The organism is Streptomyces sp. cg40, assembly GCF_050320165.1.
Lineage (GTDB): Bacteria > Actinomycetota > Actinomycetes > Streptomycetales > Streptomycetaceae > Streptomyces > Streptomyces hokutonensis.
Genome location: NZ_CP190128.1, coordinates 4,471,393 through 4,495,753, shown reverse-complemented (window position 1 = coordinate 4,495,753; position 24,361 = coordinate 4,471,393). Strand labels below are relative to the sequence as shown.

The 24,361-nt window shown below is 70.1% G+C and carries 21 protein-coding genes, 1 tRNA gene and 1 pseudogene; 9 read left to right on the top strand and 14 right to left on the bottom strand.

Annotated features, from left to right (window positions below; translation table 11 throughout):
• Positions 1–328: 328 nt before the first annotated feature.
• Together ACQHII_RS19795 and ACQHII_RS19790 are read left to right on the top strand one after the other, a co-directional pair.
• Positions 329–1,714, top strand: a complete 1,386-nt coding sequence (locus tag ACQHII_RS19795) for an NAD(P)/FAD-dependent oxidoreductase (protein ID WP_427920540.1) — start codon at positions 329–331, stop codon at positions 1,712–1,714.
• Between the two features lie 208 nt (positions 1,715–1,922).
• Positions 1,923–3,215 carry a class I SAM-dependent methyltransferase gene (locus ACQHII_RS19790; protein ID WP_427920539.1) on the top strand — a complete coding sequence of 431 codons (1,293 nt, stop codon included), beginning with the start codon at positions 1,923–1,925 and terminating at the stop codon, positions 3,213–3,215.
• 55 nt (positions 3,216–3,270) lie between these two features.
• Here the strand turns inward: ACQHII_RS19790 and ACQHII_RS19785 are convergent, their stop codons facing one another.
• Both ACQHII_RS19785 and ACQHII_RS19780 read right to left on the bottom strand, forming a co-directional pair.
• The gene (locus ACQHII_RS19785) at positions 3,271–5,799 is read right to left on the bottom strand and encodes an ABC transporter permease (protein ID WP_427920538.1); all 2,529 of its coding nucleotides are present in this window, start codon (positions 5,797–5,799) and stop codon (positions 3,271–3,273) included.
• Positions 5,800–5,847: 48 nt separating this feature from the next.
• Entirely contained in the window at positions 5,848–6,618 is a 771-nt protein-coding gene (locus ACQHII_RS19780) for an ABC transporter ATP-binding protein (protein ID WP_019066687.1), read from the bottom strand.
• 403 nt (positions 6,619–7,021) lie between these two features.
• On the opposite strand from ACQHII_RS19780, the gene ACQHII_RS19775 reads away from it, so the two are divergent.
• From ACQHII_RS19775 to ACQHII_RS19760, 4 genes are all read left to right on the top strand, one after another.
• Positions 7,022–7,105: transfer RNA gene (locus tag ACQHII_RS19775), tRNA-Leu, on the top strand.
• A 44-nt stretch (positions 7,106–7,149) separates the two neighbouring features.
• On the top strand, positions 7,150–8,070 hold the full coding sequence (locus tag ACQHII_RS19770) for a class I SAM-dependent methyltransferase (RefSeq protein ID WP_427920537.1): 921 nt from the start codon (positions 7,150–7,152) through the stop codon (positions 8,068–8,070).
• 116 nt (positions 8,071–8,186) lie between these two features.
• Positions 8,187–9,368, top strand: coding sequence for a 4-hydroxybenzoate 3-monooxygenase (locus ACQHII_RS19765; RefSeq protein WP_427920536.1), 1,182 nt, complete (start codon positions 8,187–8,189; stop codon positions 9,366–9,368).
• Positions 9,369–9,528: 160 nt separating this feature from the next.
• Positions 9,529–10,416, top strand: coding sequence for a Bax inhibitor-1/YccA family protein (locus ACQHII_RS19760; RefSeq protein ID WP_427920535.1), 888 nt, complete (start codon positions 9,529–9,531; stop codon positions 10,414–10,416).
• A 73-nt stretch (positions 10,417–10,489) separates the two neighbouring features.
• Here ACQHII_RS19760 and ACQHII_RS19755 read toward each other — a convergent pair whose 3' ends face one another.
• Entirely contained in the window at positions 10,490–10,720 is a 231-nt protein-coding gene (locus tag ACQHII_RS19755; RefSeq protein WP_026178224.1) for a DUF4287 domain-containing protein, read from the bottom strand.
• Positions 10,721–10,822: 102 nt separating this feature from the next.
• Between ACQHII_RS19755 and ACQHII_RS19750 the strand changes: the two genes are divergently transcribed.
• Positions 10,823–11,134, top strand: a complete 312-nt coding sequence (locus ACQHII_RS19750; protein ID WP_427920534.1) for a hypothetical protein — start codon at positions 10,823–10,825, stop codon at positions 11,132–11,134.
• A gap of 161 nt (positions 11,135–11,295) precedes the next feature.
• On the opposite strand, the gene ACQHII_RS19745 is transcribed toward ACQHII_RS19750, so the two are convergent.
• The 3 genes from ACQHII_RS19745 to ACQHII_RS19735 form a co-directional block, all read right to left on the bottom strand.
• Positions 11,296–12,084 (bottom strand): hypothetical protein, encoded by a 789-nt coding sequence (locus tag ACQHII_RS19745; RefSeq protein ID WP_427920533.1) that lies wholly within the window; start codon positions 12,082–12,084, stop codon positions 11,296–11,298.
• Between the two features lie 274 nt (positions 12,085–12,358).
• The gene (locus tag ACQHII_RS19740) at positions 12,359–13,579 is read right to left on the bottom strand and encodes an acetyl-CoA C-acetyltransferase (RefSeq protein ID WP_200712238.1); all 1,221 of its coding nucleotides are present in this window, start codon (positions 13,577–13,579) and stop codon (positions 12,359–12,361) included.
• Between the two features lie 132 nt (positions 13,580–13,711).
• Positions 13,712–14,749 (bottom strand): SGNH/GDSL hydrolase family protein, encoded by a 1,038-nt coding sequence (locus ACQHII_RS19735; protein ID WP_427920532.1) that lies wholly within the window; start codon positions 14,747–14,749, stop codon positions 13,712–13,714.
• Positions 14,750–14,896: 147 nt separating this feature from the next.
• Here ACQHII_RS19735 and ACQHII_RS19730 point away from each other — a divergent pair, with 147 nt between their 5' ends.
• A complete protein-coding gene (locus ACQHII_RS19730) occupies positions 14,897–16,288 on the top strand; it encodes a cystathionine beta-synthase (protein ID WP_093628626.1) in 1,392 nt (463 codons plus the stop codon).
• A gap of 348 nt (positions 16,289–16,636) precedes the next feature.
• Here ACQHII_RS19730 and ACQHII_RS19725 read toward each other — a convergent pair.
• Positions 16,637–17,266 (bottom strand): annotated as a pseudogene (locus ACQHII_RS19725) (helix-turn-helix transcriptional regulator); the annotation flags it as partial.
• Between the two features lie 127 nt (positions 17,267–17,393).
• On the opposite strand from ACQHII_RS19725, the gene ACQHII_RS19720 reads away from it, so the two are divergent.
• Positions 17,394–18,146, top strand: a complete 753-nt coding sequence (locus ACQHII_RS19720) for an SDR family oxidoreductase (RefSeq protein ID WP_427920531.1) — start codon at positions 17,394–17,396, stop codon at positions 18,144–18,146.
• A gap of 9 nt (positions 18,147–18,155) precedes the next feature.
• Here ACQHII_RS19720 and ACQHII_RS19715 read toward each other — a convergent pair whose 3' ends face one another.
• The 7 genes from ACQHII_RS19715 to ACQHII_RS19685 all read right to left on the bottom strand — a co-directional run bounded on the left by ACQHII_RS19715 (position 18,156) and on the right by ACQHII_RS19685 (position 24,328).
• Entirely contained in the window at positions 18,156–18,584 is a 429-nt protein-coding gene (locus ACQHII_RS19715; RefSeq protein ID WP_427925363.1) for a hypothetical protein, read from the bottom strand.
• Between the two features lie 19 nt (positions 18,585–18,603).
• Complete coding sequence (locus tag ACQHII_RS19710; protein ID WP_427920530.1) at positions 18,604–20,196, bottom strand: SulP family inorganic anion transporter; 1,593 nt, start codon at positions 20,194–20,196, stop codon at positions 18,604–18,606.
• 35 nt (positions 20,197–20,231) lie between these two features.
• Entirely contained in the window at positions 20,232–20,897 is a 666-nt protein-coding gene (locus ACQHII_RS19705) for a carbonic anhydrase (RefSeq protein ID WP_427920529.1), read from the bottom strand.
• Positions 20,898–21,017: 120 nt separating this feature from the next.
• Positions 21,018–21,953 (bottom strand): ABC transporter substrate-binding protein, encoded by a 936-nt coding sequence (locus tag ACQHII_RS19700; RefSeq protein WP_427920528.1) that lies wholly within the window; start codon positions 21,951–21,953, stop codon positions 21,018–21,020.
• Positions 21,954–21,966: 13 nt separating this feature from the next.
• Positions 21,967–22,629: an ABC transporter permease gene (locus ACQHII_RS19695; RefSeq protein ID WP_427925362.1), complete on the bottom strand. Its 663-nt coding sequence runs from the start codon at positions 22,627–22,629 to the stop codon at positions 21,967–21,969.
• Positions 22,629–23,270, bottom strand: coding sequence for an ABC transporter permease (locus ACQHII_RS19690; RefSeq protein WP_200713682.1), 642 nt, complete (start codon positions 23,268–23,270; stop codon positions 22,629–22,631). Before ACQHII_RS19690 ends, ACQHII_RS19695 begins: the two co-directional genes overlap by 1 nt.
• Entirely contained in the window at positions 23,267–24,328 is a 1,062-nt protein-coding gene (locus tag ACQHII_RS19685; RefSeq protein ID WP_427920527.1) for an ABC transporter ATP-binding protein, read from the bottom strand. Before ACQHII_RS19685 ends, ACQHII_RS19690 begins: the two co-directional genes overlap by 4 nt.
• Positions 24,329–24,361: the final 33 nt, after the last annotated feature.

The following is a 24,361-nucleotide window of genomic DNA, read 5'->3' as shown; positions in this document are numbered from 1 at the left end:
TCTTCACAAGGAATTCTGTCCAGTTGGGCGACCGGACTGGCCCGGTTGGCCCGTCCGGGGTCCCGGAGGGGCCGGGGGCGTGTTCGGCGGGCCGGTACGGGAGTGATTCGGGGGAGTTTCGGGAGGGTGTCGCGGAGGTGTGGTCCAGGGGGTCCGGCGGGGCAGAGGAGCAGCTCACGCGGCCTTGACAACGGGGCGAACCGCACCGTGGTTCCCCTCGTGCGAGGTGACCTGGATCATGCGAGTCGCGGAGGATAACACAGCCCCTGTGGAAGCTTGTGAAGGGGCGCACGAGCGACCCCCCAGGGGCAGGTGGATACTCGATGGCATGAGCACCACGGAGCGTCCCAGGATCCTCGTAGTAGGCGGTGGGTACGTAGGCCTGTACGCAGCTCGGCGCATTCTCAAGAAGATGCGCTACGGCGAGGCGACCGTCACGGTCGTCGACCCCCGGTCGTACATGACCTACCAGCCCTTCCTCCCCGAAGCCGCCGCCGGCAGCATCTCCCCTCGGCACGTCGTCGTCCCGCTGCGACGCGTACTGCCGAAGGCGGAGGTCCTCACCGGCCGGGTCACCACCATCGACCAGGACCGCAAGGTAGCCACGATCGCCCCCCTCGTGGGCGAGGCGTACGAGCTGCCCTTCGACTACCTCGTCATCGCGATGGGCGCGGTCTCCCGCACCTTCCCGATCCCCGGCCTCGCCGAACAGGGCATCGGCATGAAGGGCATCGAGGAGTCCATCGGCCTGCGCAACCACGTCCTCGAGCAGCTCGACAAGGCCGACTCCACCACCGACGAGGAGATCCGCCGCAAGGCGCTCACCTTCGTCTTCGTCGGCGGCGGTTTCGCCGGTGCGGAGACCATCGGTGAGGTCGAGGACATGGCCCGGGACGCGGCCAAGTACTACAACAACGTCTCCCGCGAGGACATGCGCTTCGTCCTCGTCGACGCCGCCGACAAGATCCTCCCGGAGGTCGGCCCCAAGCTCGGCCTCTACGGCAAGGAGCACCTGGAGAGCCGCGGGATCGAGATCTACCTCTCGACCTCGATGGACTCCTGCGTCGGCGGTCACGTCGTACTGAAGAACGGCCTCGAGGTCGACTCCAACACGATCGTGTGGACGGCCGGCGTGAAGCCGAACCCCGTTCTCTCCCGCTTCGGCCTGCCGCTCGGCCCGCGCGGTCACGTCGACGCCCAGCCGACCCTCCAGGTCACCGGCACCGACTACATCTGGGCCGCCGGCGACAACGCCCAGGTGCCCGACATCGCCGCCCGCAAGGCCGGCGTCGAGAACGCCTGGTGCCCGCCGAACGCCCAGCACGCGCTGCGTCAGGCGAAGGTCCTCGGCGACAACGTGATCTCCGGCATGCGGGGCTTCCCGCAGAAGGAGTACGCGCACGCCAACAAGGGCGCCGTGGCCGGCCTCGGCCTCCACAAGGGCGTCGCCATGATCGTCATGGGCAAGATGAAGATCAAGGTCAAGGGCCGTCTCGCCTGGTACATGCACCGTGGCTACCACGGCCTGGCGATGCCGACCTGGAACCGCAAGATCCGCATCTTCGCCGACTGGACGCTCGCGATGTTCCTCAAGCGCGAGGTCGTCTCGCTCGGCGCCATGGAGAACCCCCGCGAGGAGTTCTACGAGGCCGCCAAGCCGGCGCCGGCTCCGGCCGCCGCCGCGAAGTCCGAGGAGAAGGCCAAGGCCTCCTGACCCTCGGTCACCCTTGAAACACCCCTGAAGGGGCCGTCCGCCATCCGTGGTGCGGGCGGCCCCTTCGGCGTTCCCGGCGCCCCGCCGCTACATGTCCTCTACACCTATTTTGCCTACTCGTAATGCTCAAGCAGGACTGCGATCGGGCCTGGCCGGTGTTTACGTAGTGATGGACAATTCCGGGATCCGCGTCACGGAGGTGTGCGCCATGGCTGATGCCGCGCTGCGGCTCAAATCCCTCTTCGAGCAACTGCTGGGAACCCCTGTGCCGGTGCGTATCCGCGCCTGGGACGGTTCCGAGGCCGGGCCGCCCGATGCGCCGGCCCTGGTCGTACGCAATCGCCGCGCCCTGCGCCGACTCCTGTGGAAGCCCGGAGAACTGGGCATGGCACGTGCCTGGGTCGCCGGAGACCTGGACATCGAGGGCGACCTGTACGAGGGCCTCGACGCGCTGTCCTCCCTGGTGTGGGAGCGCGGCGACGACGCCCGTACCCTCACCCAGGCCCTGCGCGACCCCGAGGTACGGTCCGCCGTCCGCGGACTGGTGAAACTCGCCGGACTCCCGCTGCCGCCCGCCCCGCCCCCGGAGGAGGTCCGCCGCGGCCGCGCCCACCTCCACACCAAGCGCACCGACAAACACGCCATCAGCCACCACTACGACGTCGGCAACGACTTCTACGAGATCGTCCTCGGCCCCTCGATGGTCTACTCGTGCGCCTACTGGGAGTCCCCGGACGGCACGCTGGAGGACGCACAGCGCGACAAGCTCGAACTCATCTGCCGCAAGCTGGAGTTGACGCCCGGTCAGCGACTCCTCGACGTCGGCTGCGGCTGGGGTTCGATGGCGATCCACGCGGCCCGCGAGTACGGCGTGAGCGTCGTCGGCGTGACCCTCTCGCAGGAACAGGCGGCCTACGCCCGTAAGCGGGTCGCCGAGGAGGGACTCACCGACAAGGTCGAGATCCGCGTCCAGGACTACCGCGACGTCACCGACGGGCCCTACGACGCCATCTCCTCCGTCGGCATGGCCGAACACGTGGGCTCCGCACGGTATTTGGAGTACGCGAGGGTCCTCTACTCGCTGCTCGGACCGGGCGGGCGGCTGCTCAACCACCAGATCGCGCGCCGCCCGTGGCAGGACGAATCGGCGTACGACATCGACGAGTTCATCGACGCGTACGTCTTCCCCGACGGCGAACTCGCCCCGATCGGCACCACCGTGACCCAGCTGGAGAGCGCCGGGTTCGAGGTGCGGGACGTCGAGGCGATCCGCGAGCACTACGGGCTCACCCTGCGCCGCTGGGTCGCCAACCTGGAGTCCCAGTGGCGGCGCGCGGTCGGTCTCGTCGGGGCCGGACGGGCCCGGGTCTGGCGCCTCTACATGGCGGCCTCCGCGCTCGGCTTCGAGCGCAACCGCATAGGAGTCAACCAGGTGCTGGCCGTCCGGACCCCCGAACCGGGCGGCTCCGGAATGCCGTTGCGCGCCCGCACCTGGAACTGAACCAACAGTCAGGGGCCCTGTTCCGCATCGGAACAGGGCCCCAACTCATGTACTGCTACTCGGACTTGATGGCCGACAGCATGTTCAGCTTCGCCGCCCGCCGGGCCGGCCACAGCGCCGCCAGGACGCCGACCGTGCCCGCCAGCAGCAGGAAGAGCGCCATCCGGGCCCAGGGGATGACCAGTTCGTACGTCGACATCTTCGCGCCGATCAACTCACCGGCCGCCCAGCCGAAGAAGACGCCCAGGCCGAGGCCGAGCACCCCGCCGAAGAGCGAGATGACCAGGGACTCCAGGCGGACCATCCGCTTGATGCCCTTGCGGTCCAGGCCGATCGCGCGCAGCATCCCGATCTCCTGGGAGCGCTCGAAGACCGACATGGCAAGGGTGTTGATGACCCCGAGGACCGCGACGATCACCGCCATGGCGAGCAGGCCGTAGACCATGTTGAGGATGAGGGTGAAGACCTGCGCGATGCTGTTGGAGAGGTCCTTCTTGTCCTGGACCTTGACGGCCGGGTTGGAGCCGAGGGCCTTCTCCAGCTTGTCCTTCGTCGAACTCGACGCGCCGTCGGCCGTCTTGACGAGGATCTGCATGTCGGCCGGGTCGGTCTGGTGCGGGGAGAGCGTCGCGTTGTCGAGCATGATGCCGCGGATCAGCGCGTTGCCCTCGTAGACGGCGGAGACGGTGAGCTGCTGCGCCTTGCCGTCCTCGTAGTGCGTGGTGAAGGTCGAACCGGCCTTCCAGCCATGGGACTTGGCCGTGTCGTCGTCCACGACGACCTGCGTGCCGGCGACCTTGAAGGTGCCGTTGTCGACCTTGAGGTCGGTGAGCTTGCCGATCGCCGAGCCGTTGACTCCGGTCAGGAACTCGGTCGTGCCGTCGATACGCGAAGGGGCGTTGCGCAGCGGGCTGGTGGCGGTGACGCCGGAGGTGGTGGTGAGGGTCTTGTCGACGTCGGCGGAGAGTTCGTTGCCGTTCGCCATCGAGACGATGTAGTCGGCGCTGATCGCTGACGAGGCCATTTTGTCGATCGCCTGCTGGAGGCTGCCCGCCATCACCGTCATGCCGGTGATGAGGGTGAGGCCGATCATCAGCGCGGAGGCGGTGGCGGCCGTACGGCGCGGGTTGCGCACCGAGTTCTGGCGGGCCAGCTTGCCGGAGATCCCGAAGATCCGCAGGACCGGGGCCGCCGCCGCGATCAGCGGGCGGGACAGCAGCGGGGTCAGGATGAACACGCCGATGATGAGGAGTACGGCGCCGATACCCATGGGGGCCTGGCCGTCCGAGCCGTTCATCGTCGTGGCCGCGATGACGACCGCGATGCCCGCGCCGGAGAACAGCGCGCCGAGCGTGTTGCGCAGCACCAGGGACTTGGTGGTGGCCGTCGCGTGCACGCTGCTCATCGCGGCGACCGGCGGGATCTTCGCGGCCCGGCGGCCGGGCAGCCAGGCGGCGAGCATCGTGATGAGGATGCCGACCGCGAGGGCGCTCAGCACTGTGCCCGAGGTGATGACCAGCGGGCCGTCCGGGACGGTCGCGCCGATCGTGCCCATCAGGGCGCGCAGCCCGGCACCGATGCCGATACCGGCGACCAGACCGGCCACGGCGGCGACCGCGCCGACCACGAAGGCCTCCAGCAGCACCGACCGCGTGACCTGCCGGCGGGAGGCGCCGACCGCGCGCAGCAGCGCCAGCTCCTTGGTGCGCTGGGCGACCAGCATGGTGAAGGTGTTGGCGATGATGAACGTGCCGACGAAGAGCGCGATCCCCGCGAAGACCAACAGCCCCGACTTCAGCCCGCTCATCGAGGAGGCGATCGTCTCGGCCTGGTCGTCGGCGAGCTTCTTGGCGGTGGTGGTCTCCGTCTGCCCCTTCGGCAGGGCCTGGTCCAGCGCGGACTTCAGCGCCGCCTGGCTCGTCCCGGCCGCGGCCTTCACGTCGATCTCGTCGTACGTCCCGGCCTTGCCGAACAGCTTCTGCGCGGTGGCCGTGTCGAAGAGGGCGAGGCTGCCGCCGGCGGCGACGTTGCCGTCGTCGGTGGTGAAGATGCCGGTGATCCTCGGGGACAGCACCGGTCCGTCGACCGACAGACGTACGGTGTCGCCGACCTTGTACCCGGCGCGCTTGGCGGTCTCGGAGTCGATCGCGACCTCGCCCGAACCGTGCGGTGCCGTACCGGACTTGAGGGGATAGCGGGCGTCCTTGTCCCCCCAGTAGTTGCCGCCCTCGGACTGGAAGCCGCCGCCGATCAGCTTGCCCTTCTTGTCGGCGATGGCGGTGAAACCGTTGACGACACCGGTCGCGGACGTGGCGCCCGGCACCTTCGCGCTGGTGTCGAGCATGGCCTGGGTCAGCTCGGGCGTCTTGCCGACCGCGTCGCCCTTGCTGTCCTGGTGCTTGGCCTGCACGGCGACGTCGACCTGGTCGAAGCCCTTGGCCGAGCTGTTCTGGAAGGCGTTCGAGATGGTGTTGGTGAAGACCAGGGTCCCCGACACGAACGCGACGCCGAGCATCACGGCGAGCACGGTCATGAGGAGCCGGGCCTTGTGCGCGAGTACGTTGCGCAAGGCGGTTCGGAACATGGGTCTACTCAGTCCAGGTGTACGAGAGGTGAGGGAGCGTCAGGAGACTTAGCTGGTACGGCCCTTGGCGTCGAAGCGCTTCATGCGGTCGAGCACCGAGTCCGCCGTCGGCTCGAAGACCTCGTCGACGATGCGGCCGTCCGCGAGGAACACCACCCGGTCCGCGTAGGCCGCGGCCACCGGGTCGTGGGTCACCATGACCACCGTCTGCCCCAGTTCCCGTACGGAGTTGCGCAGGAAGCCCAGCACCTCCGCGCCGGAGCGCGAGTCGAGGTTTCCGGTCGGTTCGTCGCCGAAGATGATGTCGGGGCGGGAGGCCAACGCCCTTGCCACGGCGACGCGTTGCTGCTGGCCACCGGAGAGCTGGGAGGGCCGGTGCTTGAGCCGGTCCGAGAGGCCGATCATCCGGATCACCGAGTCCAGCCACTCCTTGTCGGGCTTGCGGCCCGCGATGTCCATGGGGAGCGTGATGTTCTCCAGGGCCGTCAGCGTCGGCAGCAGGTTGAACGCCTGGAAGATGAAACCGATCTTGTCCCGGCGCAACTTCGTGAGCTGCTTGTCCTTCAGGGAGCCCAGTTCCGTGTCACCGATCCGCACGGATCCGGACGAGAACGTGTCGAGGCCGGCCACGCAGTGCATGAGGGTGGACTTGCCGGACCCCGAGGGGCCCATGATCGCCGTGAACTCGGCCTGCCGGAAGGAGATCGAGACCTGGTCGAGGGCGACCACCTGGGTCTCGCCCTGTCCGTAGATCTTGGAAAGATCCGTGGCGCGCGCGGCCACTGAGGTGGTCCGGTCGGCGATGGGGGTGGTGGTCACGGAAGGCACTCCTGTCGGGACGACGGTGTTGCTGGGGACGCGTCCCATCCTTCCGGCCGTATCCCGCCGTGGAGTCACCCGCTGTTCCGGTTCCGGGGGCAGCCTCCAGTCGGACTGCACGCGGCGCTGTCATACCTGGGGATGAGAGCCACCCCCGAAGCGAGCCCTGAGTCAGGGCCGGGTCAAGAACCGGTGGAGCACCCTCGTTCGGGCGGTGAAATTCCGTCATTCCGCATACAGGCCCCCACACCGCACGCAAGGCTATTGGCAAGTGCTGATGGCTCTTTCCACGGTCTGATGAACCCTCAGACATCAATAAAATAAGACAACATCGGTACGCCCGCCCGCTGTTGGGGAGACGCGCCCCGATAGGCTCGGGACCTCGATGTGGAGCCCACGGCCTGCCCGGATGGTGGAATGCAGACACGGCGAGCTTAAACCTCGCTGCCCCTTCGCGGGCGTGCCGGTTCAAGTCCGGCTCCGGGCACTATCGTGGTCACTGACGGTGACCTGCGGGAACGGTGTGTTGTCGTGACGTACCTGAGCCCCCTGGGATATCTGCTGGGCGTCGAGGGTGCCGCGCTCCTCAGGGGTTTCCGGGAGGGCGGCGCCGACCAGGCCTTCGTCGAGGCCCGGATCGCCGAGATCCGCACCCTGCTGGACACCCCCGCCCTCGCGCACGCCGAGGTGGTCACGGCGGAACCGGGCACGGTCGGCACGGCCGAGGTCTACCAGGACTGGGCACCGCACTACGACGCCCCAGGCAACGGGATGATCGACATCGAGCAGCCCGTCGTCCGGCGCATCCTGGACGGCCTGCCCGTCGGCCCGGCCCTGGACGCGGCCTGCGGCACCGGCCGCCACACCGCCCACCTGCACGGACTCGGCCACCAGGTCATCGGCGTCGACGCCTCGCCGGACATGCTCGCCCGGGCCCGCGAGCGCCTCCCGGACGTCGACTTCCGCGAGGCCGACCTGCACCGGCTCCCGCTTCCCGACGACGCGGTCGGCACCGTCGTATGCGCGCTCGCTCTGACGCATGTCCCCGAACTGGCCCCGGCGCTCAGGGAGTTCGCGCGCGTCCTGCGCCCCGGCGGACACCTCGTCGTCTCGGACGCCCACCTGCTGTCGTCCTATCTCCGGCCGACGCTGCCCCGCCGCCCCGGCCCGGACGGCCGCCCGTCCCTTCTCGACGAGTACCACCGCCCGCTCAGCGCCTACCTCACCGCGGCCCTCCCGCTGGGCTTCCAGGTGCGCGGCTGCGAGGAACCCCGGCGCCCGCGCGGCTTCCTCGGCCCCGCCGCCCCGGACCCGCTCCCGACCCACCCGTCCTGGGACCTGCACCACTGGTGCCCGGAGGCGTCGGCCGCGGCCCTGGAGGACTCCCCGCTCGTGGTCGTCTGGCACTTCCAGCTCGACGCCACCGCAAAGGGCTCGCCCTCCAGCCGTTGACAGTCCGCCCCGGCCGGTCGGAGACTGAGGTGGAGCACATAGGTGAAGTAAATTTCACCACACGAACAAAACGTCCAGTGAACGTACTGAACGGCCCGCACTCGAAGGGACCCCCGATGCGTACCACCGTCGGCATCATCGGAGCCGGCCCCGCCGGACTCCTCCTCGCCCGGCTGCTGCACAACGCCGGTATCGACTCGGTCGTCCTGGAGAGCCGGGACCGGGAGTACGTCGAGCACCGGCAGCGGGCCGGGATCCTGGAGCAGGGGACCGTCGACGTACTGCGGGAGGCCGGGGCCGGGGAGCGGATGGACCGGGAGGGGCTGCGGCACGACGGGATCGAGCTGCGGTTCGACCGGAAGCGGCACCGTGTGGACTTCCCGGCCCTCACCGGCGGCCGCAGCGTGATGGTCTACGCGCAGACCGAGGTGTGCAAGGACCTGATCGCCCTTCAACTCGCGGGCGGCGGACCGCTGTTGTTCGAGGCGGAGGCGCTCGCGGTGGAGGGCGCGGACAGTGACCGCCCGCGCGTCCGGTTCCGGCACCAGGGCCGCGAGGACGTCCTCGACTGCGACTACGTCGTCGGCTGCGACGGCTTCTGGGGCATCGCCCGCACCGCGATCCCCGCCGAACTGACCCGCGTCTTCGAACGGTCGTACCCCTACGCCTGGCTCGGCATCCTCGCCGATGTCGCGCCCTCGCACGACGAACTCGTCTACGCCCGCCACGACCGCGGCTTCGCGCTCCTCTCCATGCGCTCCCCCTCCGTCTCCCGTCTCTACCTCCAGGTGGAGGAGGACACGGACGCCGAGAGCTGGAGCGACGAGGCGATCTGGGACGAGCTGGAGCGCCGGTTCGAGACGGAGGACGGCTGGACGCTCGACCGCGGGCGCATCACCCAGAAGTCGGTCACCCCCATGCGTTCCTACGTCCACGAGCCCATGCGGTACGGCCGGCTCTTCCTCGCCGGCGACGCCGCGCACATCGTGCCGCCCACCGGGGCCAAGGGCCTCAACCTCGCCGTCGGGGACGTCGTCACCTTCGCGCGGGCCCTGACGTACAAGAAGAAGACGGGGAGCGAGGAGCGGCTCGACGCGTACTCCGCGACCTGTCTGCGGCGGGTGTGGCAGGCCGAGCGGTTCTCCTACGACATGACGAGCCTTCTCCACCCGGCGCCCGGCGCGACGCCCTTCGAGGGGCGGCTCCAGCTGGCCCGGCTGGAGCGGATCGCGTCCTCGCGGGCGGCCGAGACGGACCTGGCGGAGGCGTACACCGGGTTCCCCCTGGACACCCTCTGAGGGAGGCGTCACGGGTTGGTACCAGAGTCGCCGGGGGGTGCGGTCCACCGCGTACCGTGGCAGGACGAGGGGAAGATCCTCCCCAAGAGGTAGGGTCAAACTTTTGCCTACCTATTACTCTTGAGGCCAAGGCCGCGCGAGGCGGCCATGGAGGAGTGAAATGAGGAGCAGAAACCCGGTCTTCTCGCGACGGGGGTTCAGCCGCGACAACGGCTACGCGGGCTTCAACACCGCGCCGCAGGCCGGGGGCCCCGCCGTAGGAACGCAGGGCAACCCCTACGCGGCGGGCAACCCGTACGCGCAGAACCCCTACGCCCAGCAGGACCTTCAGCAGGGCGCACCGCCCCAGGCCCCGGCCACCACCGGCCGGATGACCATGGACGACGTCGTCCAGCGCACCGGCACCACCCTCGGCACGCTGATCGTCACGGCCGCGCTCGCCTGGGTGCTGCTCCCGGTCGACGACGCCAACATCGGCCGTTCCTACGGCATCGGGATCGGCGCCGCGCTGATCGCGATGGTGCTGGCGTTCGTCCAGTCCTTCAAGCGCAAGCCCGTCCCCGCGCTGATCCTGTCGTACGCCGCCCTGGAAGGCGTCTTCCTCGGCGTCGTCTCCAGCGTCGTCGACAACCGCATCGCGAGCGGCGCGGCCATGCAGGCCGTGATCGGCACGATGGCCGTCTTCGCCGGCGTGCTCATCGCGTACCGCGCGGGCTGGATCCGCGTCAACCGCCGCTTCTACGGCTTCGTGATGGCCGCCGCGCTCGGCTTCGTGCTGCTCATGGCGGTCAACCTGCTGTTCGCGGTGTTCGGCGGCGGTGACGGCCTCGGCTTCCGCAGCGGCCCGCTCGGCATCTTCTTCGGTGTCATCGGCATCATCCTCGGTGCCTGCTTCCTCGCCCTGGACTTCAAGCAGGTCGAGGACGGCATCGCGTACGGCGCCCCGAAGGAAGAGGCGTGGCTCGCGGCCTTCGGACTCACGCTGACGCTGGTGTGGATCTACATGGAGTTCCTGCGGATCATCGCGATCCTCAACAGCAACGACTAGCCGACAGCAGGCTGATCCGCGAAAGGGCCCCGGGTTCGTTCCCGGGGCCCTTCGTCATGTCCGTGGTGCGCGCCTAGAGCAGTTTGCGCGCGGCCCTCCTCAGGTCGTACTCGTGAATGATCGCCTTGGCGTGGCCGTATGCGAGGTCGTGCTCGGCGCGGAGCCAGCTGACCTTCTCCTCGAAGCGGAAGAGGGCGGGGCCTTCGTCGACGGTGCGCAGCCAGTCGGACACTTCACGACCGGTGCAGTGGGGGATGCGGGCGAGCAGGTTGCGGTGGGTCTCCTGGGAGAACACTTGGGACATCGGCGCCTCCGGACGCATGGGGTGTAAGCCGGTCCTTCAGGTCACCGTGCCTGAGCGTTCGCCCGTTGGCAACAGTCCCGGTGCGGCGCGTAGTCTCGCGGCGTGGTGGATACGACGCGGTTGACTCAAGCGGTGGATCACTTCGCGGACCGGTTGCGGGCTGCGCCGCAGAGCCGTTTGCAACGGGGCGCTGCCGCGGAGGCGCTGGCGCTGGCCAGGCAAATGTCTCGGTGGGCGCAGGCTGTTGAGGAGCCGGGCGTCGATGCTCGGGAGATGCCGGATGCGGGGATGTTTGCCGCCGCCGATCAAATCACCGTTGCCGTGCATGACTTGGCGGTTGTTCTGGTGAATGACGCCGAAGTCGATGAGGCGCTCGGGTTGGTTGCGGAGGCGCAGAAGAGAGCGGGGGTCTGAGGTGCGTCGGCGGGTGCGGGTGCGTCGTGGCTGGTCGCGCAGTTCCCCGCGCCCCTAAAAGACACGCCGGGCCCCGAGTTTTTGGTCTTTAGGGGCGCGGGGAACTGCGCGGCCAGCCCCCACCGGCCCGCACTCGAAAACGAACCCGCACCCCCGAAAAATCAGAGTGACGCTATGACCCGGTCCGCCAGGATGTACACGTTCTCCTCGCCGCACGCGAACGTCAGCGTGTAGGCGCCGGAGATTCCCGAGCCGCCCAGCAGGAACGGGGTCTCGCCGGCGCGGAGGGCGGAGGCGAGGCGTTCGGCGGTTTCGCGGTGGCCGGGGGTCATGCAGAGGGTGGTGCCGTCGACGAAGACGTAGACGTCGAGCGTGCCGAGCGGACCGGGCCGGACGTCGGCCAGTTCCACGGCGGACTCGGCCAGTTCCTCCAGCGTCGCCACCGTGCGCTCGTGGTCGTTCGCGATGGGTGACTGGGCCGGGACGAAGTCCGGGTGGGACGGGTGGCGGCGGCGGGCCGCGGCCAGTTCCGGGGAGTCTCCGGCGAACTCGTCGGGCTCGGTGAACGGCTCGGTCACCGGCTCCAGCGGTTCGAGGCCCACGAAGTCGCTCTGGCGGGGCATGAACAGCTCGCTGTCGGGCAGACCCAGCAGGGTCGGCACCTCGGTGTCACGGGCTTCCTGGGCGGCCCAGAAGGCCCGCGCCTCGGCCAGCTCCCGCTCCCGCTCCTCGGCCAGTGCCTCGGCCACGGCGGCGCGTATCTCGTCCGCGTCGGTGTGGCTTCGGGCGGCGGGCACGAGTGCGCGTACGGCGGCGGCCCGGCCCTCGGCCAGTTCGGTGTGCAGGTCCGCCACCTGTCGACGGAGCACCAAGAGGGTGCGCAGGACGGCGACGCCCACGGCGCCTGTGGCGGCCGTGGTGAGCAGCAAAGCGATCGGCATGGCGCTCACTGACGTACTCCCGGTTCAAAGTCGACCCCCGACTTCCTACATCAGCTTGAAGGGCGGACTAACCAGCTGTCAGTGCGTAACGTCACGAATCGGGCAGGACTTTGGGCCCGATGTTTGGTGGTGAAACGGTCCTGACCTGGGGAAATCCCTCTTCGATGGGAGATAGGTCACATCCTGGGGGAGATTGGATCACAAATCGGCCCGGAACCCAGGTGGTTACTGGGTTCCGGGCCCGAGGGTGACGCAAAGTTCCCGTTCGGCTACGGGGAGTTGGTCAGCTGAGGCGCTCGATGACCATCGCCATGCCCTGGCCGCCGCCGACGCACATCGTCTCCAGACCGAACTGCTTGTCGTGGAACTGGAGGGAGTTGATCAGCGTGCCGGTGATGCGGGCGCCGGTCATGCCGAAGGGGTGGCCGACGGCGATCGCGCCGCCGTTCACGTTCAGCTTCTCCAGCGGGATGTTCAGGTCGCGGTAGGACGGGATCACCTGGGCGGCGAACGCCTCGTTGATCTCGAACAGGTCGATGTCGTCGACGGTGAGACCCGCGCGGCCCAGCGCCTGCTTCGACGCCTCGACCGGGCCGAGGCCCATGATCTCGGGGGAGAGGCCGGAGACACCGGTCGACACGATCCGCGCCAGCGGGGTCAGGCCCAGCTCGCGGGCCTTGGTGTCGCTCATGATGACGACCGCGGCGGCGCCGTCGTTCAGCGGGCAGCAGTTGCCGGCGGTGACGAGCCCGTCCGGGCGGAAGACCGGCTTCAGGCCCTGGACGCCCTCCAGGGTGACGCCGGCGCGCGGGCCGTCGTCCTTGCTGACGACCGTGCCGTCCGGCAGCGTGACCGGGGTGATCTCGCGCTCCCAGAAGCCGTTCTTGATGGCTTCCTCGGCGAGGTTCTGCGAGCGGACGCCGAACTCGTCCATGTCCTGGCGGGTGACGCCCTTGATCCGGGCCAGATTCTCCGCGGTCTGGCCCATCGCGATGTACGGGTCGGGGAGCAGGCCGTCCTCGCGCGGGTCGTGCCAGGTGGAGCCCTCGGACGCGGCGGTCGCGGCGGTGCGCGCCTGCGCCTCGTCGAACAGGGGGTTCGTGGTGCCCGGGAGACCGTCCGAGCTGCCCTTGGCGTAACGGGAGACCATCTCGACACCGGCCGAGATGAAGACGTCGCCCTCGCCGGCCTTGATGGCGTGCAGGGCCATGCGGCTGGTCTGGAGGGACGAGGAACAGTAACGGGTGATCGTGCAGCCCGGCAGGTGGTCCATGCCCATCTGTACGGCGACGATCCGGCCGAGGTTGTACCCCTGCTCGCCGCCGGGGAGGCCGCAGCCGAGCATCAGGTCCTCGATGAGCGCGGGGTCCAGCTCGGGGATCTTCGCCAGGGCGGCCTGGATGATCGTGGCGGTGAGGTCGTCGGGGCGCAGGTCCTTGAGGGAGCCCTTGACGGCGCGGCCGATGGGGGAGCGGGCGGTCGAGACGATGACGGCTTCGGGCATCACGGCTCCATTGGCGTTTCGTACGGGGGGACTGGCACGGCTCCTTGGGAAGTTACCCGTACGTATGGCACAGGTCACGGGGATCGCTGTGTGACCCTGACCGCAGTTTTCTAAGCGCTTGCTTTCCTCAGGTCAGGGGTGGGTGGTCCGAACCGGAGCGACCTCGGGCTCGGGTACCCGCCTCCTCTTCCGCCGCTTCAGCAGCGCCCACGGCCCCCGGGGCCCCGTCGGCATCGCCGCCGTGACCTCCGTGCCCGGCTCCGCAGCCGCCTCTGCTGCCGCTCGTGCCACAGGGAGGAAGCCCTCGCGGCGGGAGGCGTCCGGGCGGTCCTCCTCCGCGGGCCAGAGGCCCAGGGTGGCGCAGACGGTCGGGAGGACCGCCATCGCCGCCGTGGCGTAGCCCTCCGCCGAGGGGTGGAAGTTGTCCGGGCCGAACAGCTCGCGCGGGTTCGCCGCGAACTCGGGGCCCAGCAGGTCGCCCAGCGACACCGTGCGCCCGCCCTGTTCGACCGTGCCGATCGTCTGGGCCGCCGCCAGTTGCCGGGAGGCCCGGCGGGCCAGCCAGCGCAGCGGCTGCTGGACCTGCTCCACCGTCCCGAGGTCGGGACAGGTGCCCACGACCACCTCGGCACCGGCCGTGCGCAGCCGCCGTACCGTCGCCGAGAGATGGCGGACCGACGTCGTCGGGTGCATGCGGTGGGTGACGTCGTTCGCGCCGATCATGATCACGCAGACGTCGGGCACCCGGGAGGTGTCCGCGAGGGCGAGGGCCACCTGGCGGTCCAGGTCGTCGGACTGGGCGCCCGGGAGGGCCACGTTGCGCAGCTCGACCGGGCGTTCCGCGACCGCGGCGAGGCCCGAGGCCAGCAGCGCGCCCGGGGTCTGGGCCGCCCGGTGCACGCCCTGCCCCGCGGCCGTGGAGTCGCCGAGCATCGTCAGCCGTAGCGGGGCTTCACCCGGGGTGTCGTAGACATGGCCGTACCGGCCGTCGGCGCTCGGCACATGGTTGCTGCCCGGCGCATGGCCGTTGCCCACATGGCGTTTCACGAAGCGGACCTCGGCCAGCACCAGCCCGATGGCTGCCGCGCCCACCAGCCCGACCCCGCCACCGCCGTACGCCGCACCGGCCGCGATCCGCCGGGCCACCCGCGCCCTCGACATCCTCGTCATACGTCGCCGCCACCTCCTCGTAGCCGTCATCCACTCCTTGCCCCGAACAGCACGTGGCCCAATCTCAACAGGCGGTGAACGCCCAATCCGGGCCTTAGGCTGGCGGAACCAATGACGACCACTTCTTTGCAGCAACCGGAGACAACGGTGCAATTCCACGACTCGATGATCAGCCTCGTCGGCAACACCCCGCTGGTGAGGCTCAACAGCGTGACCGCGGGCATCCAGGCGACCGTTCTGGCCAAGGTGGAGTACTTCAACCCCGGCGGGAGCGTGAAGGACCGCATCGCCCTGCGCATGATCGAGGCGGCGGAGCAGAGCGGCGCGCTCAAGCCCGGCGGCACCATCGTCGAGCCGACCAGCGGCAACACCGGCGTCGGCCTGGCCATCGTGGCCCAGCAGAAGGGGTACCACTGCATCTTCGTGTGCCCCGACAAGGTGTCCACCGACAAGATCAACGTGCTGCGCGCGTACGGCGCCGAAGTGGTCGTCTGCCCGACCGCCGTGGACCCCGAGCACCCGGACTCGTACTACAACGTCTCCGACCGGCTCGTTCGCGAGACGCCGGGCGCCTGGAAGCCGGACCAGTACTCCAACCCCAACAACCCCCTCTCCCACTACCACTCGACCGGCCCCGAGCTCTGGGAGCAGACCGAGGGGAAGATCACCCACTTCGTCGCGGGTGTGGGGACCGGCGGAACGATCTCCGGCACCGGGCGCTACCTGAAGGACGCCAGCGACGGGAAGGTCCAGGTCGTCGGCGCCGACCCCGAGGGGTCCGTCTACTCCGGCGGCTCCGGGCGGCCGTATCTCGTCGAGGGCGTCGGTGAGGACTTCTGGCCGACCGCCTACGACCGGACCGTCGCGGACGAGATCGTCGCCGTGTCCGACAAGGACTCGTTCCAGATGACCCGCCGGCTGGCCAAGGAGGAGGGGCTGCTCGTCGGCGGCTCCTGCGGGATGGCGGTCGTGGCCGCGCTGCGGGTCGCCGAACGGCTCGGTCCGGACGACGTGGTCGTGGTCCTGCTGCCCGACAGCGGTCGCGGGTACCTCTCCAAGATCTTCAACGACGAGTGGATGGCCGACTACGGCTTCCTGGAGGACGAGGGCCCCAGCGCCCGCGTCGCCGACGTCCTGAACGACAAGGTGCACGGCGCCATCCCGTCCCTCGTGCACATGCACCCGGACGAGACCGTCGGCGAGGCCATCGAGGTGCTGCGCGAGTACGGCGTCTCGCAGATGCCGATCGTGAAGCCGGGCGCGGGCCACCCGGACGTCATGGCGGCGGAGGTCGTCGGCTCGGTCGTCGAACGCGAGCTGCTGGACGCCCTGTTCACCCAGCGCGCCTCCCTCTCCGACCCGCTGGAGAAGCACATGTCGGCGCCGCTGCCGCAGGTCGGTTCCGGTGAGCCGGTGGGCGACCTGATGACCGTGCTGGGCGCGGCCGACGCGGCGATCGTCCTGGTCGAGGGCAAGCCGACCGGGGTCATCAGCCGGCAGGACCTGCTGTCCTTCCTCGCCAAGGGCGGGAAGCAGTAGCAAAACGTCCGGTGAACGGGCCGTGACGGCGGCGACTTTGCGGTTGCCTACCGAATCGGTGGACTTCTCGGAAGTGGTACGAGCGCGTCACGTCCACGCAGCACCCGCTTAACACGGGTACGGCAGATTGGTGGTTGTCGGCAGGGCGGGAGCGGCTCCCCGCCTCGCCGGCACAAAAACGGCGTCACGGACCTCCGGAGCGGCTCCCGGACCTCCACCGACGCCTAGGACGCGCACGCCCGGCCCTGACCCGGCACGCGTCCCTCGCGGGGACCGCCGTCGTCCCGCCCTCCCGGCAACGGGGGGTGCGGCGGTCCCCGCGCATAGCTTTTCCCGCGGACAGATCGTCTACGACGCTGTCGTCGCCCAACTCCCCAGCAGCGCAAGCCGCTCAGCCGTCTCCGAACCCGGCTCCGGCGTGTAGACCACGAGCGTCTGCGCCAACTCCCCCGGCACCGCGAGTGTTTCGTACGGCGGCGTCAGCAGGCCCGCGACCGGATGCCGGACGCGCTTCACACCGTAGGCGCACTCCTTGACCCGGAGATTCGCGACGGCCTGTGCGGCGACCGCGGCCCAGTCGGGGTAGAGGTCACGCGAGGCCGGGTCGAGGAAGACATGACGCGGGATGTTGCGCACGGCGACGGGCATGGCGCTGAAACCGCTGAGCGCGTCGGCGAGGGTGTTCCAGGCGAGCACGTCCATCCGGGGGCCCAGCACGAAGGCGGGCATGCGGTCCATGCCGTCCAGCAGTACCTGAACACCGGGGCGGACGCGGGGAGTTGGCGTCCGGTCCTTCTTCGCGCGCTGGGGTCGGGCCACCGTACGCAAGTAGGTGTGTTCGGTCTCGTCCAGGCGCAGCACCCGCGCGATCGCGTCCGAGACGCTCGTCCCGCGCCCCTGCTCCAGCCGGATGTAGTAGTCGACGCTCACCCCGGCCAGCTGCGCGCCCTCCTCGCGGCGCGACGGTAGCCGGGTGCGGGAAGCCGGGCAGCCGTGACGTGCAGCCCACCCGGCACTGATGTCGCCGCCTTGGGGGCTGCGCCCCCAAACCCCCGTATCGGCCTGAACGGCCTCGTCCTCAAACGCCGGACAGGCTGAAGTTGCCTTGACCGCTACCACGAAGCCTCCGTTGGCCTGCGGAGCCCTTCGCGGGATCGGGCAGGCGATCGCCGTTCAACTGGCCGCGAACGGGGCGCGGGTGGCGCTGCTGGCCCGGCGCGGGGAACGGCTGGACGCCCTTGCCAGGAAGATCCGGGCCGACGGGGGACAGGCCCTCGCGGTCGTCGCCGATGTCACCGACGACGCGTCGGTGGAGGCCGCCGCCGAGCGGGTCCATGAGACGTTCGGGGCCGTGGACCTGGTCGTCAACGCCGCCGGTGTCATGCTGCCGCACCCCGTCGACGACGGGCGGATCGACGAGTGGCGGCGGATGCTCGACACCAACGTGACCGGGGTGCTGCGCGTCATCCGCGCCTTCACCGGGGACCTGGTGGCGGCGGCGGGGGAGGGCCGCAGCGCGGACCTGGTCAACATCTCGTCCGTCGGCGCGCACATCACGTTCCCCACCTACGCCGTTTACGGCGCGACGAAGGCCGCCGTCACCTATCTCTCCCAGTCGTTGCGCACCGAGCTCGGGCCGCGTGACGTACGGGTCACCAACATCGAACCCGGCCTGACCGAAACCGAGTTGGGGACGCACCTCGGCAGCGAGGAGATGGCCCGCCAACTGGACGAGATGTTCGGGGCGTTGGGCGGACTGTCCGCCGAGGAGGTCGCCGATGTCGTGGCCTACGCGGCGAGCCGGGCCCGGCACGTCAACCTGCGGCAGATCATGGTGCTGCCCACCCGCCAGGCGTGACCGGGCGGTTCAGTCCTCCCACTCGCCGTCCTGCGAGGGCTTCCCGCGCCGCCCGCCGAACAGCCCCGGGTTGGTGCGGGCCGCCTGGACGGCGTTGACGCCGACGATGCCGGCCCAGGCCACCAGGAGGCCGGGGAGGTGGGCGATGCCGCCGCCGATCGCGGAGAGCGGGATCGCCAGGACCATCGAGACGATGCCGAAGCCGAAGCGCTCGCCCCAGGAGTCGGTGGACTTCGGGCCCTGGGTGCCCCGGGCCACCACCATCTGCTGCTCGGCCAGCTGCCGGCGCACCCGGCGCTCCACCGCCCCGTCGATGCGCTGGTCGACCTTCTCCAGGAACGAGTCGACCAGCGCCGACTCGTACTCGTCGCCCAGCTCCCTGCGCGCCTGCAGGGTGGCGTTGAGTTCCTTCTTGAGTTCGGCGTCGTGCGAGTCCATTCCCGTCATGGGACTTACGTTAGGGAGCGGTCGCGCCCGCTGCACTGGGGATAGCCCCCCTGTTGGAATTCGGGTTCACCGGGAGCACCCCGAGCGACTCCAGCACCCGGTGGTGGGCATGCTCGACGCCCGTGATGCGGACCTCGACACCCCGGTCGCGCAGCTCGGCCACCGCCTCCTTCAGCGCCAGCGCGCCCGTCGCGTCGACCGCCGTCAGCCCGGAAAGTCGTAGGTCTACGGCCGTCACGTCCCGCACCTCGGCCAGAGCGCGGCGGAAGCGGTGGGCGGCGGCGAACAGGAGCGGGCCCTCGAAGCGGTACGTCACCGTGCCGGAGGCGGGGTCGGGGGGTTCGGCCGGGGTCAGGCGCGTGCCGCGCATCGCCGCGCGCAGGGCCAGCAGGACCGAGACGCCCAGGCCGATCAGGACCGCGCGCACCAGGTCGAGGGCGAGGGTGCCGGCCGCCGTGAGGACCAGGACCAGGGCGTCCCCGTGCGTCGAGCGGGCCATCGCGCGGACCGCGTCCGTCTCCACCATGCGGACCGCCGTCGCAAGGAGCACTCCGGCCAGGGCGGACAGCGGGATACGGCCCACCAGCGGGGCCGCGACCGCGACGATCCCGGCGAGGATCACGGCGTGCGCGAGCGCGGCCAGGCGGGAGGTGGCGCCGGTGCGGACGTTGACCGCCGTACGCGCGATGGCGCCCGTCGCCGGGACACCGCCGAAGAGCGGGGCCGCGAGGTTGGCGATGCCCTGGCCGAAGAGTTCCTTGCCGGGGTCGTGGCGCTCGCCCGGGCGCATCGCGTCCGCGACGGAGGCGGAGAGGAGGGATTCCAGGGCGGCCAGTGCCGCTACGGCTGCCGCCGGGAGGAGGAGGGTCGGGATGCGGGACACGTCCAGGAAGGCGAGGGAGGGCGCGGGGAGCGAGGACGGGAGGCTGCCGAGGCGGGTGACGTGCAGGTGCAGGGCCTCCGCCACGACCGTCGCCACGCCGACTGCCGCCAGGGAGAAGGGAATCGTCGGCTTCCAGCGTGCCCCGGCCAGCATCAGCGCGGCCGAGCCGAGGGCGAGGAGGAGGGCCGCCCAGTGCGGGGTCGCGTCGAACTCCTGGGCCGCGCGCGCCGCCACCACCGCCACCTGGTCACCGGCCGGGGCGGGCACGCCCAGTGCGGAGGGCACCTGCTGGAGGGCGATCACGCAGGCGATGCCGATGGTGAAACCGGCGATCACGGGTGCGGGGACGTACGCCATCGCCGTTCCCGCGCGGGCGAAGGCGAGCGCGAGGAGCATGACGCCGGAGATCAGCCCGACCGTGAGGACGCCGTTGGCGCCGTACTCGTGGACGATCGGGACGAGAACGACCGTCATCGCGCCCGTCGGGCCGCTGACCTGGCGCGCGGAGCCGCCGAACAGCGCGGCGAGCGAGCCCGCGACGATCGCGGTGATCAGTCCGGAGGCGGCGCCCAGACCGGACGTCACCCCGAAACCGAGGGCGAGCGGGAGCGCCACGACGGCGACCGTGAGGCCGCACAGCAGGTCGCGGCGCGGGGCGCGGGTCATCGTACGGAGGTCGGCGGGGGAGGGCAGGACGGAGAGCACGCCGTTCATGGGCATGGGCATGAGCTTCTTCGCGTGGGGGGGGAAGGGGGTTACGGCAGCAGGGACACGACGCCCGTGTCGAGGTCGAAGCGCCCCGCCACGACGTGCGCCGGAGCGAAGGCGGGGTCGGCGCGGATCGCGTCCCTGACCCAGGCCGTGTGGGCGGTCATCGTGTGCTCGGCCCAGTCGCCGGGCAGGGACCGGGTGCGGCGGGCGGCCGGGGCGATCTCGTCGACGAGGAGCGCGAGATGGCCGGGGACGGGCGCGCCGGTCTCCAGGTGGGCGAGGGTCGCGGCCACCGCCCCGCAGCGCTCGTGGCCGAGCACCAGCACGAGCGGGATGCGCAGTTCCTCCACGCCGTACTGGATGGACGCGAGCACCGCCTCGTCCAGGACCTCGCCCGCCGTCCTTATGCACAGCAGGTCGCCGAGGCCCTGGTCGAAGACCAGCTCGGGCGGCACCCGGGAGTCGATACAGCCGACGATCACCGCGAACGGGTGCTGTGTGGTGGCCAGTCGGCGGCGCAGCGCGCGGCTCTCGTCCGGGTGGCGGGGGTGGTCGGTCGCGTAACGGCGGTTGCCGTCGAGGAGTTCGGCGAGGGCTGCGGGTGCCGTGGTCGGGCGGGGGCGGGTGCCGGCGGCGGTGGCGGTCGTGGGGGCGGTGGCCAGCGCGCCGACGGTGGTGGCCGTCAGAAAGGCCCTGCGGTTCGAGGCCATGCGGTTCCTCAGGTGGTGAGCGTGAACTCACCCTACGCATGCGATCAGTTACCGAGAGTGCCGATTTAACGACACTTGACTGATCCCTCGTCGGATCATCGACCGGTCATCGACGCGCCATTACTTCGTGATGCCGTGCTGCTTCGCGTACGCGTTCGCCACGTCCTCCGGGTCCTTCTTGTCCTTGTCCACCTGGCGGTTCAGCTCGGTGAGCTGGGCCGTGGTGAGCAGGTTGCCGAGGCTCGCGAGGGCCTTGCGGACGGTCGGGTCGGCCACCCGGTCGGCGATGAGCGGGACGATGTGCTGACTGGGGATCAGGGTCTTGGGGTCGGTCAGCACCACCCAGTCGTTGGCCTTGATGTCGGTGTCGGTGGTGAACAGGTTCGCCACGTCCACATCGCCCTTCTTCAGTGCGCCCTTCACCAACGGGCCATCGGAATCAAGGGACTTGAACTCCTTGAATTCGATGCCGTACACGTCCTTCAGTCCTACGACGCCCACCTGACGGGTCTTCACCTCGGCGGAGGCGCCCAGGATCAGCTTGCCGTTGTACTTCGCCAGGTCGGCCAGCGAGGTCAGGCCGTACTTCTTCGCGGTCGCGCGGGTGACGGCGAAGCAGTCCGCGTCCTCGGCGATGCCGTAGGGCAGGACCTGGAGGCCGGAGGGGAGGGCGAGGGTGAGGGCGTTCTGCATCTCGCCCGGTTCCGCGACCTTGGACTTGGGCTGGAGGTAGGTGAGCAGGGCGCCCTGGTACTCGGGGAGAAGGTCGATGTCGCCGCTCTTGAGGGCGGGGAAGACGATCTCGCGGGTGCCGAGGTTGGGGCGGACCTTGACCTTCACTCCGGCCGCTTCGAGGGCGGCGGCGTAGAGGTAGCCGAGGACCTGGTTCTCGGTGAAGTTGGCGGTGCCGATGGTCACGCCGTTCTTGCTGGAGGCGCTGCCACCGCCGGCGGAGCCCCCGCCGTCGAGCGAGGTGACACCGCTGGAGCAGGCGGACAGGACGGGGACGGCGACGGCCGTTCCGGCGAGGGCGCCGAGGAGGGTGCGACGGTTCATGACGTTGATATCCCTAGGCGGTGCGGTGGCGGAAGAGGAAGCGCTGGAGGGCGGAGAGGCCCAGGTCGAGGACGATGGCGACGACGGCGACGAGCACCGCCCCGCCGAGCACCTGCACGAGGTCGCGCTGGGCCAGGCCGTCGAAGACGTAGCGGCCCAGGCCCCCGAAGGAGACGTAGGCGGCGATCGTGGCCGTGGCCACCACCTGGATGAGGGCGAGCCGCAGGCCGGTCATGATCAGGGGGAGCGCGAGGGGCAACTCGACCTGGAACAGGACCTGGTGGCCCCGCATGCCCTGCCCGCGCGCCGCGTCCTTCACGTCCGGATCCACGGCCGTCATGCCCGCGTAGGTGTTCGTCACGATCGACGGGACCGCGAGGGCGACCAGCGCGATGTACACCGGCCACATCGACAGGCCGCTGGCCAGGAAGACCAGGACCACCAGGCCCACGGTCGGCAGCGCGCGGCCGAAGGAGGCCAGGTTGATCGCGAGGAACGCGCCCTTGCCGGTGTGCCCGATCAGCAGGCCCAGCGGGAGGCCGATCACGGCCGCGATGAGCGTCGCGAGCAGCGAGTACTGGAGGTGCTCGGCGAGGCGGTGCGCGATGCCGTCCGTGCCGGCCCACTGGGAGCCGCTGGTCAGCCACGTGCCGAGGTTCTTGAAGAGTTCGTACATCAGGCTCGCCGCCTCGTCCACGGGGTGAGTACGTACTGGAGGCCGACCAGGGCCGCGTCCGCGACCACCGCGAGCAGCAGGGTGAGGACCACGCCCACGATCACCGGGGTCGGGAAGTCGCGCTGGAAGCCGTCGGTGAAGAGCTGGCCGAGGCCGCCGTCGCCGATGTAGGTCGCCACGGAGACGAGGGAGATCGACATGACCGTGGCGATGCGGACGCCCGCCATGATCACCGGGAGCGCGAGGGGGAGTTCGACGGTGAGAAGTGTGCGCAGGGGGCGCGTGCCCATCGCCTTCGCGGCCTCCTTCGTCTTCGCGGGGACCGAGTCCAGACCCTCGACCGTGTTCCGCAGCAGCACGACCAGCGTGTAGACCGTCAGGCCGATCACGGTGGTGGTGCGGGTGAGGCCGCTGATCGGGAGCAGGAGCACGAAGATCGCGATCGACGGGATCGTGAACAGGACGTTCGAGAGGCCGAGCAGGAAGCCCCGGAGCGGGCGGACCCGGTGGGCCACGACCGCCAGCGGGAGCGAGATCAGCAGGCCGAAGAAGACGGCGGTCATCGCGGCCTGGAGATGCGAGAACGTGAGGCTGGTCAGGTCGTCGGTGTGGTCGCCGATCCACGACCAGTCGACGCTCATGCCGCCACCTCGGTCACGGTGTGGCTCCGCGCTTCGGCGTGCGCCCGGCCCGCGTGGGTGTGGATGTCGTCGCGGGAGGAGACGCCGGTGAGGACGCCGTCGGCGTCGACGCGGGCGACCAGACCGGTGGGCGAGGCCACGGACTCGTCGAGCGCGGCGAGCAGGGAGTCGCCGTCGCGGAGCGCTCGTAGGGGGATCTCGGCACCCCCTGAGGATGCAGCCGCCCAGTGGAGCGGCTTGCGCGCCTCGTCGAGTACGAGTGTCCAGGTGCCGCCCTCGGGGGCCGGGCCCTGCGGGACGTCCGCGAGGGTCTTCAGAGAGAGCAGCTTGAGGCCGCGCTCGGCGCCGAGGAAGTCGGCGACGAAGTCGTCGGCCGGGCGGGCGAGGAGTTCTGCGGGGGCCGCGCACTGGACGAGGTGGCCGCCGGTGCGGAAGATCGCGATGCGGTCGCCGAGCCGTACGGCCTCGTCGATGTCGTGCGTGACGAAGACGATGGTCTTGTTCAACTCCTTCTGGAGGCGCAGGAGTTCGTCCTGGAGCTGGGTGCGGACCACCGGGTCGACGGCGCCGAAGGGCTCGTCCATCAGGAGGACCGGCGGGTCGGCGGCGAGCGCGCGGGCCACGCCGACGCGCTGCTGCTGGCCGCCGGAGAGCTGGTGCGGGTACCGCTTGCCGGCGTCGGCGGCGAGGCCGACGGTCTCCAGCAGCTCGGCCGCGCGGGCCCTGGCCTTCTTCCGGCCGTGGCCCAGGAGCAGCGGCACGGTGGCGATGTTGTCCAGCACCGTGCGGTGCGGGAAGAGCCCCGACTGCTGGATGACGTACCCGATGGAGCGGCGCAGTTCGGCGGCGTCCTGCTGGGTGACGTCCTTGCCGCCGACCTTGATGACGCCCGAGGTCGGGTCGATCATCCGGTTGATCATCCGAAGGGTGGTCGTCTTGCCGCAACCGGAGGAACCGACCAGTACGGTGACCCCGCCTTCCGGCATCTCCAGGGAGAGGTCGTGAACTGCTGTCGTGCCGTTGGGGAAGCGCTTGTGGACCGCGTCGAACTGGATCATGAGTTGTCCCTTGCCCGGCTGTATAACGTCATG

Excerpts from the sequence above, each read along its gene's own strand:
- ACQHII_RS19705 (WP_427920529.1), bottom strand. The coding sequence starts at position 20,897 with ATGGCCTCGAACCGCAGGGCCTTTCTGACGGCCACCACCGTCGGCGCG.
- ACQHII_RS19765 (WP_427920536.1), top strand. The coding sequence starts at position 8,187 with ATGCGTACCACCGTCGGCATCATCGGAGCCGGCCCCGCCGGACTCCTC.
- ACQHII_RS19795 (WP_427920540.1), top strand. The coding sequence starts at position 329 with ATGAGCACCACGGAGCGTCCCAGGATCCTCGTAGTAGGCGGTGGGTAC.
- ACQHII_RS19700 (WP_427920528.1), bottom strand. The coding sequence starts at position 21,953 with ATGAACCGTCGCACCCTCCTCGGCGCCCTCGCCGGAACGGCCGTCGCC.
- ACQHII_RS19785 (WP_427920538.1), bottom strand. The coding sequence starts at position 5,799 with ATGTTCCGAACCGCCTTGCGCAACGTACTCGCGCACAAGGCCCGGCTC.
- ACQHII_RS19695 (WP_427925362.1), bottom strand. The coding sequence starts at position 22,629 with ATGTACGAACTCTTCAAGAACCTCGGCACGTGGCTGACCAGCGGCTCC.
- ACQHII_RS19710 (WP_427920530.1), bottom strand. The coding sequence starts at position 20,196 with ATGCCCATGAACGGCGTGCTCTCCGTCCTGCCCTCCCCCGCCGACCTC.
- ACQHII_RS19690 (WP_200713682.1), bottom strand. The coding sequence starts at position 23,270 with ATGAGCGTCGACTGGTCGTGGATCGGCGACCACACCGACGACCTGACC.
- ACQHII_RS19715 (WP_427925363.1), bottom strand. The coding sequence starts at position 18,584 with ATGGACTCGCACGACGCCGAACTCAAGAAGGAACTCAACGCCACCCTG.
- ACQHII_RS19735 (WP_427920532.1), bottom strand. The coding sequence starts at position 14,749 with ATGACGAGGATGTCGAGGGCGCGGGTGGCCCGGCGGATCGCGGCCGGT.
- ACQHII_RS19755 (WP_026178224.1), bottom strand. The coding sequence starts at position 10,720 with ATGTCCCAAGTGTTCTCCCAGGAGACCCACCGCAACCTGCTCGCCCGC.
- ACQHII_RS19685 (WP_427920527.1), bottom strand. The coding sequence starts at position 24,328 with ATGATCCAGTTCGACGCGGTCCACAAGCGCTTCCCCAACGGCACGACA.
- ACQHII_RS19740 (WP_200712238.1), bottom strand. The coding sequence starts at position 13,579 with ATGCCCGAAGCCGTCATCGTCTCGACCGCCCGCTCCCCCATCGGCCGC.
- ACQHII_RS19760 (WP_427920535.1), top strand. The coding sequence starts at position 9,529 with ATGAGGAGCAGAAACCCGGTCTTCTCGCGACGGGGGTTCAGCCGCGAC.
- ACQHII_RS19790 (WP_427920539.1), top strand. The coding sequence starts at position 1,923 with ATGGCTGATGCCGCGCTGCGGCTCAAATCCCTCTTCGAGCAACTGCTG.